The following is a 14,614-nucleotide window of genomic DNA, read 5'->3' on the forward strand; positions in this document are numbered from 1 at the left end:
ATGGTGAGTATATGGTAGCTTCCAATTTAAGTTCACATATTGAAGCGCTAGAGAAAAAATTGTTACAACCTGAAGTGCGAAAATCAACAGAGGAATTAACGCAATTACTCTCCAATGACTTCACGGAATTTGGGAGCTCAGGAAGGATTTTTACCAAACAGGATATTTTAGACAGACTACCAGCTGAAACAAGCGTCGAAATGGAACTAACAAATCTTAACCTAAAGAAACTAGCATCTGATGTTGTGCTTGTAACCTACACTGTCACAATTAATCATCAAAAACACTCCCTCCGAAGTTCGATTTGGAAAAAGAACTCAGAGGGTTATTGGCAAATGTACTTCCATCAAGGAACTAAAACACCTTAAACGTTATTCCTTTTGTTCAAATACTTACTGCCTTCACGCACACTCAATTTAGCTAGCTCATTTTCAGCGATAAAGGCTTGAACGGAATCAGGATTGGTTTTGGAATATTCTCTTAATGCCCAGCCAATCCCCTTTTGGATGAAGAACTCCTTGCTGTTAGCATTTGCTTTGATATACCGATAAAGGAGCTCTTCATTAGTATTTTCCTTATACTTTAATTGGAAAATGATTGCCGACCGTCTCAGCCACAGGTTATCTCCATAAGCCCACTTTTCAATGACAGACGGAATGACAGCTGGAAAGTTACAGGCTATCGTACCTACTGGATGCTGTGCGATTGCATCAACCGTATCCCACCAGGACTTTGTAGTAATTAAATATTCCATAAGCTTGAGGTCATCTTGCTCAAGCTTCTTTTTAAATCTAACGACATAATCAACTGCTACTGCTTGGAATTCTCGTTCATCCTTCTCCCATAAAGCTAATACAAAATCCTTCTGAAATGGTTCTTTATGTATGCCTGTTTCTTGATAAAACTTCTTGAGGAGCTCACTTCTAAGAGGTGTTTTGATACCAAAAAAGGGAAACTGATCTCTCATATATTTTTGCATCGGTATGGTATTTTCCTCATTCCGATTCTCTTCGAATAACTGAACAAGTAAATCTATTTGTGTAGACATGTTTGACTCCTTTTGACTAAATATTTTCTTTCATGCGAATGACCTTACCATTTAGCTCCGGCCCTACCTTTATCATTCCGAGTTTCTGATAAAATCTATGAGCAGCTTTATTCATCGGGGATACGCGAAGATGGAATTCTGTAACTTGATGAGAGGTGAAAAAACGAACAGCATAATCGTGTAGTTCTTTCCCTAGACTTTTCCCACGTTTCTCAGGAATTAAATAATACAAGTGCACATAACCTATATCCTTTCCATCGTATTCTCGAATCGATAATTCTAGCTGGCCTACCCTTTCTCCGTCTTTCTCAACCATCACAAACCCATTAGGAAATTGTTCTGTTTTACTCTGTAACCAATCCAAATAACCTTCCTGGTCAAATCCTGAATCGTCTCCAAAACTAACGACAAAGGAATCTTTTCGAAAACGGAGTACGTCTGCTTTATGCTTGTCTATATCAATCGGCACATATTTTAGCATGCTAGAAATCAGTCTCCCTCTCATCTAAATAGTTTTCTATTTCTCCCTTATGTCTGACAATGATTATTTTTCCTCTATATACCTCATATTTGCTAAAAAAGTTTGGTTTTCCTATTTCTTCAAAGTATCGATTCCACTTAAACATTTTAAAAAAGATTTTAAATGTTGGTTTATAGTTTGACTCTTCAAACCCCAGCTTTTGCTTGAAAAAACGTTTTATAATTCGCCTTGTTCTAACTGAATATTTGGGATCTAAGAAAATAATGATATCTGCTTCACGAAAACTGTTTGTAACCCATTCTTCATTATGAACTCCTTCTATTATCCACTTTTTTGTTTGGGTAATGGTACTTAAATACTCTTTTCTCGCTACTTCACTTCGACGGATATCACCTGATGCATGCCTTTCCCAAACAACATTATCAAGCTCAAAGAAGGGGATATTATACTGATTTGATATTTTTTTAGCCAGCGTTGTTTTACCACTACCTACAGACCCAATTATATGAATTTTGTTTGGCACCATTGTTATTCCTTCACAAATCCTAGCTCATTACCATCCAGGTCACGAATTGTGAATTTAGTAGTACCATAAGGAGTATCAAATAGCTCCTCCACAACATCTACCTTATCCTTTAATGATTCCCAAAGCTTCTCTACATTTTTTACTGTAAAGTTAAATCGCCCATTAGAAGGTACTTTATCCTCCTTCTCTTCCATAATGGCAAAAGTGGCTCCTGCTTCCGATTCAAAATGAACATAATTAGGCTTATCAGGTGGCCATGAGGCTGTAACTTTCAATCCTAATACTTCCTCATACCATTTAATAGATCGATTTAAATCTGAAACATTCACACGCACATGATGTAATTTCGTTTTCATAGAATACCTCCATCCATAAAAAATAAGAACACACGTTGCACTATAAACGTGTGTTCCTATTATAATGAATTTTCTAAATTCTTGCAAACCCGTAGCTATTGATAACGACGTTTGATTAAGTGAAGCCTAGTTCTTCTCAATAAGGTATTTCCAAATACTGGTTAATCTCACAAAAGTACCCGTTACCATAATTTTTACTACGTTTTTTACCGTTAGTGGTTGAATATTAGGCCGCTTGATATTGCAATTCCCCACAAAATAAAAAAGCAATAATCATCATTTGCAAAAATGTTGATTTGCCCTAACGAATAGCTGTATCCAAATCCAGTTTTCACAAAAACAGGCGTAAATCCAAAGCTTCCTGCTCCTAATAGCACGAAGATGATTCCTTTTGTTTTGTTCACTCGCAATTACCCTCTTTATGTTGTTTTACTAGACTAGTATATTGACCGACAGTAGGAAATTCTAATTCTACCCTTATATGGCACAAAAAGGCGCGGAAATCCCCGCGCCATGATTAATAGACCAAAACATATGTCCCTAATATAGTGGGCAAAAATTAAATGAAACAATGTAGGGTTAACATTAGTGCGTTGATGCATTAGTTTCTACTACCTCTAAATGCTTTGTACAGTTTAATAGCTTACACACCCAGCCGTCCTCTTCTTTTCTAAATAACGATACAGACGTATTGTTTAATTTCTCGTCAAAGGATGGATCCTTTAGTAAGCCTTTCACCAGCTGATTGATTGTATTCCCATGGCTTACGAATAAAACACCCTTTCCTTGATGCTCGCTACTCATTTCTTCTACACATTCTAGGCTTCTTTGCATAACTACTTCTTGAGGCTCGATGCCTAATTCAAGACTTCTCCAATCCTTACCCCAAAGGCGAACTCGTTTTTCTTCTGTTGTTCCTTCAGCTTTTCCAAACCCTCTTTCTACTAATCTTTCATCTGTAATAAGGGGGATATTCAAACGTTTCGCTACAGCATTAGCAGTATCATAAGCACGAGATAGTGGACTACTTACTATTAAATCCCATTTTTCCTCATGGAAACGAGTAGCTAAACGTTCGGCTTGTTTTCGTCCTTCTTCATTGAGTGGGATATCTGTTAACCCTTGAAGTCTACCTTTTTCATTCCAATTGGTTCTCCCGTGTCGAATTACACCAATCATAACCATACTCCTCCTACACACTATGAATCCACTATTTTTTTCTTACCAATACACTATGTAAGAGGAAGGGTTTTGAGTGGACAAATACAGTAAAGAAATACACTATTTTAAAAGAAAACCTGGAATCCTGCTTAACAGACAGGGTTCCAGGTTGGTTAAAATGGTTTAATAATCATCAACCCGATGATAATTAAAAATATCGTGTTTTCTAGCTTTTCATATAAGAATAATTTTTTCTCCAATTGATAGTATTCGTCTGGGATTTCGTCACCATCATAGGATTGTAGAAGCTTCTTGATCGGCTTGGATTTAGGAGACAATAATAGTGGTCCAAAAGCCAAAGCGATTAAAAAGAGTGTTAAACTGACCACATACCACCCGGTTTTGAATAATGATGGGTTTAAGAATCCCATCCATAAACCTGTAATTAATAATAGAGTCCCTCCAACCATGACATAACTATGGAGTCGATTTCTGATCGCATAGGCTGTTCTTAATTCTGACATGGTCTTTGCCTTGGATACGACGGAAATCATTACAAACCCTGGTCCCATTCCAAGAATGGCCGAAAAAATATGTACGGTAACGAGCAACATATAGAATGACATGATGTCTGCCTCCAATATAAAATCTTTAACTGTATTTATCCTATCTTAACTAGGTAAAAGTGGAGGTGACATTTGTCATACCCAGGTTAATTGGTTTGTATTTGATCCTCCAGGTGCTTTGTGCAATTTAAGACCGTACAATTCCAATAATCCTCATTTTTATCAAATAATGACACAGCTGTATTTCCAAATCCTTGGTCAAAGGATGGGTCACGAAGTAAGCCCTTAATAAGTTGGTTTAACGTAGCACCATGACTAACAAACAGAATTCTTTCCACATGATGTAGGTTACAAAATTCCTCCACACATTCTATGCTTCGCTGTTGAACAACCTCGTCCGTTTCCACACCTAAATCAAGATCTCTCCACGATTCACCCCAAAGGCGAATTCGTTCAGCTTCCGTGGTCCCTTCCATTTTGCCAAAGCTTCTTTCTTGTAATCTTTCATCCGTGATAATAGGTAGATTCAATTTTTTAGCCACTGCATCTGCTGTATCATATGCTCTAGTTAGATGACTACTAACGACTAGGTCCCATTCTCCTTCCACAAATCGCTTTGCTAACAATTGCGCTTGTTCCTTTCCTGTTTCATTAAGTGGTATATCTGTTTGTCCTTGAGCTTTCCTTTCTTTATTCCAATCTGTAAGCCCGTGTCTAATTAAGCCTATTCTAGTCATCCTACATTCCTCCCTATATTTTCTAGTTAAATAAAAATCGACCCAGTACTTTAAGACCTGGATCGGAGTTCACTATTTTAGTTAGATGGATCTTCTACGCTATTTTTTAGTTTTCGTAGCTCTGTGATACGCTGATTATCATTTTTAAAGTATTGAACCAAATCGCCAATTCGTTCAATGGCTTCCCAGCTCAAATGATGCTCAATTCCTTCTACATCTTCGTAAATTTTGTCCTCATGCACGCCTACGATTTCTAAAAACTCTTCTAGTAAATCATGACGGTAGACTAACAGATGGCCAAATTTCTCTCCCTTTTGCGTTAAAGTTAACCCTCGGTATTTTTCATAAACCAAATACCCATCCTCACCTAATTTTTGAACCATTTTGGTGACTGATGAAGGCTGTACAGATAAATTTTCGGCAATTTCAGAAACTCGAGCATAGCCTTTGTTATGAATCAAGAGATAAATTTGTTCCATATAGTCTTCCATACTAGGTGTGGTCACTTTCATATTCAAACCCCTTAATGATTTCGGTTATTCCTTAATTATAGAGGAAAAAAACGTTCGCCACAAGAAAACGCTGATTTTTCTGAAACATTTTTATTGACATATTAGATAGATTCACCTATTTTAGTCTCAGGAAACTTTTTTAATTGAATAAAAACTTCATGCACATTCGCGGAATATCCTTCATATAGATTTATTGTATTATTTTTTTAGACTTATGTTTCCTTAGGGAAAGATTTATTTTGTGTATGATTTAGCTTCATTTTCTTCACATTAGATAGTAAGTGAATAAGGGGAGATACCTATGACTGAAAGTGTTTTGTTAGCTTTTAGCTTAACTTTAATGGCAGGACTTTCCACTGGAATCGGAAGTGTCCTTGCTTTTTTCTCATCAGCTACAAACACCAAATTTTTGTCCTTTGCCCTTGGCTTCTCGGCAGGGGTGATGATATATGTTTCGTTCGTTGAAATCTTAATTAAAGCTCAGGATGCACTAATTTCAGCAATGGGGGATGAGAAATTAGGTAATTGGATGACTGTAGCAGGCTTCTTCGGTGGGATTGTGTTAATTGCATTGATCGACCGATTTATTCCTAAGCAAGGAAATCCTCATGAAGTAAAAAAGATTGAGGATATGAATCCCAAATCAAAGGCACCAGCAAATGATGCTTCCTTATTGAAGATGGGTACTTTTACAGCGCTTGCGATTACGATTCACAACTTTCCTGAAGGGATTGCTACCTTTACCTCCGCCTTACAGGATCCAGGCCTTGGTATTGCCATTGCTGTAGCTGTTGCGATTCATAATATCCCTGAGGGTATTGCTGTTTCAGTCCCTGTTTATTTTGCCACACGGGATAAGAAAAAGGCATTTAAGCTGTCTTTTTTATCTGGTTTGTCTGAACCCGTTGGAGCTATTGCGGCCTATTTACTTTTACTCCCCTATCTAACTGACATGATGTTCGGAATCATTTTTGCTGCTGTAGCAGGAATTATGGTGTTTATCTCCCTTGATGAGCTCCTACCTGCTGCCAAACGATATGATGAAGCCCACCTATCCATTTATGGTTTAATTGCCGGCATGGGTGTTATGGCGATTAGTTTATTGATGTTTATGTAAGGAGCTTTGAAGTGCGGGATCTGCATGTATGCAACCCGCACTTTTTTCTGTAAATGCTAAGATAATTGAGGATTATTTCGAAATATGAAATAATGGACAAGTGAATAAAAGGAGGATGAATGATGTCTGATTTTCAAACCAATTTAGAGAAATATGCAGAGCTCGTACTTCGTATGGGTGTAAACCTACAAAACAATCAAACCTTAATGGTAAATGCTCCAACAGAGGCCGTTGATTTTGTTCGAGTAGTGGCCAAAAAAGCCTATGAACTAGGTGCGAAAGATATACATATGAACTGGATGGATGAAGAACTCTCCCGCTTAAAATATGAGCACGCACCATTGGAAACACTTGAAACAGTCCCACAGTGGCGTGTAGATATGTATGATTATTATGCTGAGGATGGTGCAGCAGTCCTATCCATTAAACCGTCCAACCCCGATTTACTAAAAGGAATTGATCCTAGTCGTATTGCTGCGTCCAATAAGGCGAACGGCAATGCGATGAAAAACTTTCGTAACTATACGATGAATGACCGTTTAACCTGGTGTGTGGCTGCTGTTCCTGGGATTGCGTGGGCGGAGAAGGTATTTCCCGATGCCAAACCTGAAGAAGCTAAGCAAAAATTATGGGAGCAAATTTTCACTATTACACGTGCTGATCAAGAGGATCCAATTGAAGCATGGCATGAGCATAACCAAACCTTAGCAACGGTTCGAGATTACCTAAACGATAAACAATACCAAAAACTAATTTATAAAGCACCAGGCACAGACCTTGAACTCGAATTACCTGAAGGACATGTTTGGAAGGGTGGCGCATCTCCATCTGAGAAAGGCACAACCTTTAATGCCAACATTCCGACAGAAGAGGTCTTTACTATGCCACATAAATACGGGGTAAATGGTACGGTAACCAACACGAAGCCACTCAACTATGGTGGGAATTTAATCGACAACTTCACCTTAACGTTTAAGGATGGGAAAGTAGTTGACTTTACTGCTGAAGAGGGACATGAAACCTTAAAGCACTTACTTGATACTGATGAAGGGTCTACTAGACTTGGGGAGGTTGCCCTTGTGCCACATGAATCCCCTATTTCACAATCAGGTCTTATTTTTTACAATACCCTTTATGATGAGAATGCCTCCTGTCATCTAGCCTTAGGTAAAGCTTATCCGACAAGTATTCAAGGCGGGTCAAAAATGGATGATGAGGCCCTCGACCAAAATGGCGTCAACAACAGCTTAGTTCATGTTGACTTCATGATGGGTTCTGGGGAACTAGATGTTTATGGAGTAACGAAAGAGGGTCAGGAAGAACCTGTTTTAAAGCAGGGGTCTTGGGCGATGAAGTTTAACTAGGTATCATAAAATGGGTGGCTGCTATCTATTAGTGCCACCCATTTTATTATCCGTTTATCTCCTGATTCCAAACTCTCTAATAATCACATTTACATTAGCTGTAATATCTAAATCTTTGTACATTTCATCCCACTTTTTTTCATCAAAGTTTCGGTTCAATCCACGATATTTATTTCCTAACCCAAGTGGATCTACATTGAGCTCTTGCAAGGTTTGAATAATTTCTTTAGCTTCCTGCTCCATTTGGTCTTCCATTTGCTTTTCTATTTTGTTGACTTTCTGTTTGTCAACTTCTTCTTCTGTTTTGAACTCTCTCAGAATTCCTTCCAATCTGATATTGATCGTAATTTTCGGGTCTTTTATATTTTCACCAAAATCTACTGTGCGTGTTGACATAATATTATTAACCGCAGCACTCACTTCTCCCTGCTCTTTCTTTATCATGTAAGTAGCATCTTGAAAATTATCCTTCATGGCATGAAAGGTAAAGGTTTTGTCTTCTGGAAGCTTTCCCACATATTTATCTTCTTTAAATAGGGCAATTTGGTTGATTTTCACCATTTTCCCGACTGATACAAGTGGGAGAAATGGATCCATCCCCTTTGAATATAAAGCAAATGTAAAAAGGTGTATGTTACTCTGGGGCATTCGGCCATTTATAAAATTTTGATCAAACATCTCAGCTAAATATAACCCTGCTCCATGGGTCCAATATTCTCTAGTAAGCACATCTTTAGTATTTCCTTCTACTACAGCCATTCTAGCTCTTGATCCTACACTGGGGTCGCGCACAAAAACATCTTTCATTTTACGAATACCTTGTTTCGCAACCTTCTCATTATATAGAATGACTTCTAGCTTACCGATTGCTAAAGGTTGGTTTGCTTCTGAATTCAGCTTTGCCTCAATTTCTTGAATTAAAGTACCTGTTTCTGTGAAAACCTCTGTTGTTACAGTTTTATCTGATTGAAAATTAGGTACAGTAATGGTTCCCTGCAATTTATTGTCATCCGTTAAATCAAAACCAATAGCAGAAATGAGTGCTAATTCATCTACAATTTCATTACTAGCGCTACATCCTGACAACAATAACAAGCATAAAGTTATCATAACTTTTATTTTTTTCATTTGGACTCCCTCACCTTTTGAAAAATAAAATGGATGATACAGAGTACCGGTATATAAACAAAAACGTAATAAAAACCGAATCGAGTGACTAACTCAGATATTTTGTCAATATTATCAAAGCCTCGAACAGTTAGCATAACGGTTATAATGATAATTGCATATACAATTAAAGTTTTTCTTTGATTAACATTAAACATTCGCTTCATTCCTCGTGATGAAGCCCACAAGGTAAGGGTAATATTAGGTAAAATAACCAATGTCCAAGAACTAATTCCAATATACTCAAACCGTTCCACAAATGGCATCTCAATAATTTTCCATATCCCAAGGGTTGGCCAGATAACGGTTTTAATTTGTTCCTCATCATAAAAAAGAAAAGAAACGATAGCGGTTGACACATAAAGAAAGGTGGTAAAAGCCACACCGAAATGGGCGAACTTCTGTGTTTTTTTTGGCTCTTTTAAAAAAGGATAGTAGACAAATAATGTCGAAAATCCCAAATAACTTAATGTCATTTTCTGTGCGGATAATAATAATTCTATTACGGAATGATTCAATACAGGCTTAAGGTTATCATAATAGGCAAATTCTAAAGGGAATATCAATGTTAGGATTAAGTATAGTGGTATCACTACACCTAAAAAGCAGATCCCTGCTATTACTTTGAATCCGCCATTAATGATATAAAGCACAAGGAGTAGAAAAACGGTTCCTACTACAAGAAGGCTAATTTGAGGAAACATCCAGACTTGAATGATTTCTATATATAGCCTTAAGGCAACAAACGACATGAGTAAAAAATAAACACAAGTAATAACTCCTAAACTCTTACCAATCCATTTTCCAAATAACATTGTTTGAATATCAAATATATCTTTGTGCTCTTCTTGGTTTAATATTTTATACATCATAAAAATCAATATATGAACACCGATGGAAGCAATAATAATGGAGATCCAAGCGTCATAACCAGCAGGTTCAACAATAATGCTTTGGAAACTTAAAATACCAACCCCAACCTGTACAGCTGTTATCAGGAAAAAGGTTAAAAACGGAGAAATTTTGAAATAGTCGGGTACATGCTTCCCCATTAGAATGCACCTCCTTTCCTATTCATCAATATCCTTTCTTTTCCTTGCCTTCTTTGCACTAAATCTTTGCGTTTTTTCTGTTTGTAACTGTATTGGGCGCTTTGTATTCCAAGAAAACGGAAAACGAATCACTGAGTCTTTCATATCCTTTAAACGTGGCGGATAAATCGGCTCTAAAAAAGGTCTTCCTAATGAGGTAAGCCTTAGCAAATGAGCTAGTAAAAAACAAAAGCTAAGGACAACTCCTAAAAACCCTAATAAGTAAGCAAAAAGCAAAAAAGGAAAACGAATGAGTCGGATGGTGTTGCCCATCTTATAAACAGGAGTCGTAAAGGATGCAAGAGCTGCTAATGCAACGATAATAAGTAGCACATTACTTGTGAGACCAGCTTCAACAGACGCAGTCCCAATGACAATACCACCCACGATACCAATCGTCTGACCTACCTTGGTAGGCAGTCGGGCCCCAGCCTCACGTAACAGTTCAATTGTAAGCTCTAAAAACACAGCCTCCAATATAGGTGGTAACGGGACCACTTCACGAGATGTAATCAGCGTACCCATTAAATCCTTTGGAACTAATTCATAATGATAGGTCAAAACTGCAACATAAATTGGTGTAACGAGTATCGAAAAAACAACAGAAAAAAAACGAATAATCCGAAATGCAGACGCGATAATCGGATTTAAAAAGTAATCTTCAAATGCTGCAAAGAATTCAGTTAAATTAGCCGGTGCAATTAAAGCATGTGGGGAACCATTGACCAAAATAACTATTTTCCCCTCCGCTAAAACCGATACGGCTCGGTCTGGTCTCTCGGTATCTAACAGCTGAGGAAATAGCGACCTAGGATTATCTGAAATAATTTGAGTGATATAAGAACTATCGATTAATTCATCAAACTCAATATCTTCAATTCTTTGAATCACTGTATTGACATTTTCTTGGTTGGTAATCCCATCTACATATAATACGGCTACCTTTGATTTAGATAAATTTCCTACCGTAAACTCTTTCACCTTAAGCTCGGGTATTGGCAGTCGATACCGAATAAGGTTTAAATTGGTACCAATGGATTCTACAAATGACTCCTTAGGTCCAATAACAGAAAACTCTACTTCGGGAACAGAAATACTACGAGTCTTCTTTAACGGCGCATTTACGAGTACACATTTCGTGTCTCGTTCATGAAACCGAATCATAATATGACCCGATAGTAATTTTTCATGTATGACCCCAATGTCTTTTGTTATAACAACATTCTCAATCGGAATCGATTCCATTAAATCCTGTAAGGAATGGATGGTTTCCTCATCCACATTTTCTAAAATATCTCGGTGCAAAATTTCCGCTTCTACAAGCGGTTTATAGTACGAAAGCCATAAGGATTGATTTTTGATTGGATGCTCATAATGAACAAAATCATTAGACTCCTTACAATATTCCATTAGTTCTTTCATGCTTGAGATTTGCTTTGATTGATCTAGTAATTGCGAAACTTTTTTGTTCTTCTTAGGTTTTTTCCGAAAAAGTTTCATACGTATGCATTCACATCTTTCATCAGTTGTTAATAAATGGTTTGCTGTTCATATTATGGCTCTTTCAAATAGCTTTATTCTTAGTGTTTCAAGACAAGACTATTTATGGTAAAATATGGAATAAGTTGTAATTATGGAGAGGAGATCAACAAATGGATGACAAGCTATTTCAGCACTTTCATTTTGTTAGGGGACAAACACTTGCAGCATTAGATGGCACTACAGAAGAAATTGCCGACATGATACCAACTGGATTTCACAACAACATTCGGTGGAATTTAGGACATATATTTCTTTCGTTGAATAATTTATTGTACTCCTACATAGGGGAAAAACACGGGTTAACAGAAAGGGATTATCAACTGTTTCAGTTTAGTACGTCCCCATCTGACTGAAATAAAGATGTTCCAACTCTTGATGAACTTCGGGGAAGACTTATGACTCAAGAAAAACGGATTAATGAAACCTTTTCTAATCGACTAGATGAAAAAGGTGAAAGGGCCTTTGATCTTGGCAATGTAAAACTTTATTCTGTAGGAGAAGTTTTTAATTTCGCTTTGTGGCATGAGGGGCGCCATCAGGATGTGATTATAGGTATTAAGCAGGCGCTAGGTGTTGAGGATCTGTGGAGGGTTAGAAATAAGATTGAGAACAACTGAACTTGAGATTTTTCGGGGAGCATGAGTCTCTCTTGAAGACCGTTTTTGGCTTCTTAACGATTTTTCAGGCGTCATGATCCTTTCATGACGCCTGTTTTTAGCTTCTTAACGGTTTTTCGAGCGCCATGAACGTCTCATGACGCCCGTTTTTAGCTTCTTAACGGTTTTTCGAGCGCCATGAACCTCTCTTGGCACCCGTTTATGCTTTTCACCGATTTTTCAGCCGTCATGAGCCATTATAATTAATGGCCTCACCTTTAATAACTAATTTTCTCTGTTTGTTCTTCAAGTTTCTTTCCTAAATATTTAGCTACTTCTAACATTCCATACTGCCCTGCTGCTGCCTCGGCATCGCTGTTATAATTTGTGTTCGTGTTGATATCATAAGTGTATATATTGCCATTCTTATCTTGTATAAATTCAATACCGGCGATTTGGATGTCGTTTGCAGCAAGCACTTGTTCATATTTTTCTAGTATTGGATCATAAAAGCCCTCACGAATCTGGAACTTATTTGGATTTACCGGCTCCTCTGGTTCTTCCCCGACTGGACAAAATAAATCATCAATCGTGCAAGCATCTGCCGGGCAAAGCTCAAACCCTTCAGAAGTGTCCACTCGAACAGCATATAAAAACTTGCCGCCCACAAATTCACAGCGTGTAATGGAGGAGTCAGGTGATTCGATATATTCCTGAATTAAGGTCACTCCATCTACAGGCTCTTCAAATGTATCTCCTTCTACATATTCCTTGAGTGCTTCAACTGATTGAAATAGTTGAACCCCAAGTCCTTTTCCAGCACGATTATGCTTCGTAATAAATTTCTGACCTTCAAATTGCTCAGCAGCCTGCAGCAATTCTTCCTTTCCTACTGCAGCGACTGTCTTCGGAGTACGGATTCCATACTTTTCAAGCTCCAAATATTGTAGAACCTTGCTGACTTCAAGTTGTAGGGCCCGACTTCCATTGATTACCGTACGACCATGATGCTCAAGCCATGCAAGTATCGCGTTGGTTAACTCCGGTGCAAATCGATGCCCTCGTGTATGGGAAGAGGCGCTCATTCGATTATAAAAAACCCCTTCTGGTGGTGCCTCCAATAAGTCTACCTTCCCATTTTCTAGCAGCCAGTCCTCATAAGGTAGCTCTAACTCTTCCAATCTATTAATCAAGTGCTCAGTCCATTCATTGTTTTCATGCAATACATAGATTTTACTCAATGTCCATCCTCCTAAATATTTATTAATTGAGAACGTAATTCGTCCACCTTTGGCATTACATCCTTTGAAAAACGCTCCAACTCCTCTAATTGTGGGGAGCATTGTAATAAAAGTAAATTTACACCTGCTTTTTCGTATTCTAATATTTTCTTCGCAATTTGGTCTGGGGTTCCAACTAGATTAGGCCTTAATCCGCGATTCGATACAGAGTAGTCTTGTAGCTGGATTTTTTGTTCAAGCTGTGATTTCGTTGTGAAATCTTTAAACCCAGCATATCCACTAGCATCCTTAACATCAGTAATTCGTGCGAGCTCCTCTTGTGCCTCTTCTTCTGTGTCTCGACAAATTACATATGCAGCCATGCCAAAGGATTGTAGAGGCGCTCTCCCATTTAAAACTCCTCTTCGCTCCTTCATATCTTCTATTTTACTACGAATCTCCTCAACTGTCCCCCCATGCATCACGTAAGCGTCACATTGAGAGGTTATAACCTGCTTTCCCTTTTCACTTTCTCCACCAGCATAAAGAACTGGATTCGGCCTTTGAATCGGCTTGGGTGCTAGGGTTGCATTCTCAATGGAATAAAACTTGCCATTGTATGAAAAGGTCTCATCTGTCCACATGCCTTTTAGTACATCGAGAAATTCTGTTGTCCGTTCATAGCGTTCATCATGCTTTGTGAATGCTCCGCCATATTGTTTGGCTTCACCTTCCCACCACCCGGATACAATATTTAAAGTAAAACGTCCACCTGAAATATGATCAATGTTGGCAGCCATTTTTGCCGTTACTGCCGGATTATGAAAGCCAGGTCGAACAGCAGTCATAATTTCAATTTTATCAGTTACAGATGCGAGTGCTGCGGCTGTTGACCATGCCTCAAGTGAATCCTGCTCTGGCCCTTTTATATCATTTAAGTACAGCTCGGCAATTAATGTGGTATCATAACCCCATTTTTCCGCCGATTGAATGACGTCTTTTGCATATTCATAAGTAGGAGGCATGTTTTCGTCTTCTACATTTCTGAGCCATCCTCCAAAAATCGGTAACCAAAAACCATATTTCATGTTTTCCACTCCCTGTTGTTTTTATTTATGCGCAATAAAAAA

Annotated in this window: 19 protein-coding genes; 5 read left to right on the forward strand and 14 right to left on the reverse strand. The window is 38.0% G+C overall.

Going from position 1 to position 14,614, the window contains the following annotated elements:
• Positions 1-11: 11 nt before the first annotated feature.
• Positions 12-368: a nuclear transport factor 2 family protein gene (locus GH754_RS04930; protein ID WP_153727601.1), complete on the forward strand. Its 357-nt coding sequence runs from the start codon at positions 12-14 to the stop codon at positions 366-368.
• Here GH754_RS04930 and GH754_RS04935 read toward each other — a convergent pair.
• The 9 genes from GH754_RS04935 to mntR all read right to left on the reverse strand — a co-directional run bounded on the left by GH754_RS04935 (position 365) and on the right by mntR (position 5,381).
• Positions 365-1,048: a DNA alkylation repair protein gene (locus GH754_RS04935; RefSeq protein WP_153727602.1), complete on the reverse strand. Its 684-nt coding sequence runs from the start codon at positions 1,046-1,048 to the stop codon at positions 365-367. The two genes, GH754_RS04930 and GH754_RS04935, sit on opposite strands and share 4 nt — an antisense overlap.
• Positions 1,049-1,064: 16 nt before the next feature.
• Positions 1,065-1,529: a GNAT family N-acetyltransferase gene (locus tag GH754_RS04940; protein WP_153727603.1), complete on the reverse strand. Its 465-nt coding sequence runs from the start codon at positions 1,527-1,529 to the stop codon at positions 1,065-1,067.
• A 1-nt stretch (position 1,530) separates the two neighbouring features.
• Positions 1,531-2,055 (reverse strand): AAA family ATPase, encoded by a 525-nt coding sequence (locus GH754_RS04945; RefSeq protein ID WP_153727604.1) that lies wholly within the window; start codon positions 2,053-2,055, stop codon positions 1,531-1,533.
• Between the two features lie 2 nt (positions 2,056-2,057).
• A complete protein-coding gene (locus tag GH754_RS04950) occupies positions 2,058-2,411 on the reverse strand; it encodes a VOC family protein (protein ID WP_153727605.1) in 354 nt (117 codons plus the stop codon).
• 212 nt (positions 2,412-2,623) lie between these two features.
• Complete coding sequence (locus GH754_RS04955) at positions 2,624-2,815, reverse strand: hypothetical protein (RefSeq protein ID WP_153727606.1); 192 nt, start codon at positions 2,813-2,815, stop codon at positions 2,624-2,626.
• 181 nt (positions 2,816-2,996) lie between these two features.
• Positions 2,997-3,590 (reverse strand): histidine phosphatase family protein, encoded by a 594-nt coding sequence (locus GH754_RS04960; RefSeq protein ID WP_228550129.1) that lies wholly within the window; start codon positions 3,588-3,590, stop codon positions 2,997-2,999.
• A gap of 155 nt (positions 3,591-3,745) precedes the next feature.
• Complete coding sequence (locus GH754_RS04965) at positions 3,746-4,198, reverse strand: DUF2269 family protein (protein WP_153727608.1); 453 nt, start codon at positions 4,196-4,198, stop codon at positions 3,746-3,748.
• Between the two features lie 86 nt (positions 4,199-4,284).
• On the reverse strand, positions 4,285-4,875 hold the full coding sequence (locus tag GH754_RS04970) for a histidine phosphatase family protein (protein WP_153727609.1): 591 nt from the start codon (positions 4,873-4,875) through the stop codon (positions 4,285-4,287).
• Between the two features lie 77 nt (positions 4,876-4,952).
• A complete protein-coding gene (gene mntR, locus GH754_RS04975) occupies positions 4,953-5,381 on the reverse strand; it encodes a transcriptional regulator MntR (RefSeq protein WP_323741868.1) in 429 nt (142 codons plus the stop codon).
• A 307-nt stretch (positions 5,382-5,688) separates the two neighbouring features.
• On the opposite strand from mntR, the gene zupT reads away from it, so the two are divergent.
• Together zupT and GH754_RS04985 are read left to right on the forward strand one after the other, a co-directional pair.
• Positions 5,689-6,504, forward strand: a complete 816-nt coding sequence (gene zupT / locus GH754_RS04980; protein WP_153727611.1) for a zinc transporter ZupT — start codon at positions 5,689-5,691, stop codon at positions 6,502-6,504.
• A 122-nt stretch (positions 6,505-6,626) separates the two neighbouring features.
• Complete coding sequence (locus GH754_RS04985; RefSeq protein ID WP_153727612.1) at positions 6,627-7,868, forward strand: aminopeptidase; 1,242 nt, start codon at positions 6,627-6,629, stop codon at positions 7,866-7,868.
• A 54-nt stretch (positions 7,869-7,922) separates the two neighbouring features.
• Here the strand turns inward: GH754_RS04985 and GH754_RS04990 are convergent, their stop codons facing one another.
• From GH754_RS04990 to GH754_RS05000, 3 genes are read right to left on the reverse strand one after another with little or no spacing between them, the layout of a single operon-like run.
• Positions 7,923-8,996 carry a Ger(x)C family spore germination protein gene (locus GH754_RS04990; RefSeq protein WP_153727613.1) on the reverse strand — a complete coding sequence of 358 codons (1,074 nt, stop codon included), beginning with the start codon at positions 8,994-8,996 and terminating at the stop codon, positions 7,923-7,925.
• Positions 8,993-10,087 carry a GerAB/ArcD/ProY family transporter gene (locus tag GH754_RS04995; RefSeq protein WP_153727614.1) on the reverse strand — a complete coding sequence of 365 codons (1,095 nt, stop codon included), beginning with the start codon at positions 10,085-10,087 and terminating at the stop codon, positions 8,993-8,995. The genes GH754_RS04990 and GH754_RS04995 overlap by 4 nt, the downstream gene beginning before the upstream one ends.
• An 18-nt stretch (positions 10,088-10,105) precedes the next feature.
• Complete coding sequence (locus GH754_RS05000) at positions 10,106-11,626, reverse strand: spore germination protein (protein ID WP_228550130.1); 1,521 nt, start codon at positions 11,624-11,626, stop codon at positions 10,106-10,108.
• 152 nt (positions 11,627-11,778) lie between these two features.
• On the opposite strand from GH754_RS05000, the gene GH754_RS05005 reads away from it, so the two are divergent.
• Positions 11,779-12,021, forward strand: coding sequence for a DinB family protein (locus GH754_RS05005; RefSeq protein WP_153727615.1), 243 nt, complete (start codon positions 11,779-11,781; stop codon positions 12,019-12,021).
• A 42-nt stretch (positions 12,022-12,063) separates the two neighbouring features.
• Entirely contained in the window at positions 12,064-12,285 is a 222-nt protein-coding gene (locus GH754_RS05010) for a hypothetical protein (protein ID WP_153727616.1), read from the forward strand.
• A gap of 257 nt (positions 12,286-12,542) precedes the next feature.
• On the opposite strand, the gene GH754_RS05015 is transcribed toward GH754_RS05010, so the two are convergent.
• Both GH754_RS05015 and GH754_RS05020 read right to left on the reverse strand, forming a co-directional pair.
• Positions 12,543-13,505, reverse strand: coding sequence for an ATP-grasp domain-containing protein (locus GH754_RS05015; RefSeq protein WP_153727617.1), 963 nt, complete (start codon positions 13,503-13,505; stop codon positions 12,543-12,545).
• 11 nt (positions 13,506-13,516) lie between these two features.
• A complete protein-coding gene (locus GH754_RS05020; RefSeq protein WP_153727618.1) occupies positions 13,517-14,572 on the reverse strand; it encodes an LLM class flavin-dependent oxidoreductase in 1,056 nt (351 codons plus the stop codon).
• Between the last annotated feature and the right edge of the window lie 42 nt (positions 14,573-14,614).

Origin of the sequence: Salinibacillus xinjiangensis, from assembly GCF_009649735.1 — a bacterium.
GTDB lineage: Bacteria > Bacillota > Bacilli > Bacillales > Alkalibacillaceae > Salinibacillus > Salinibacillus xinjiangensis.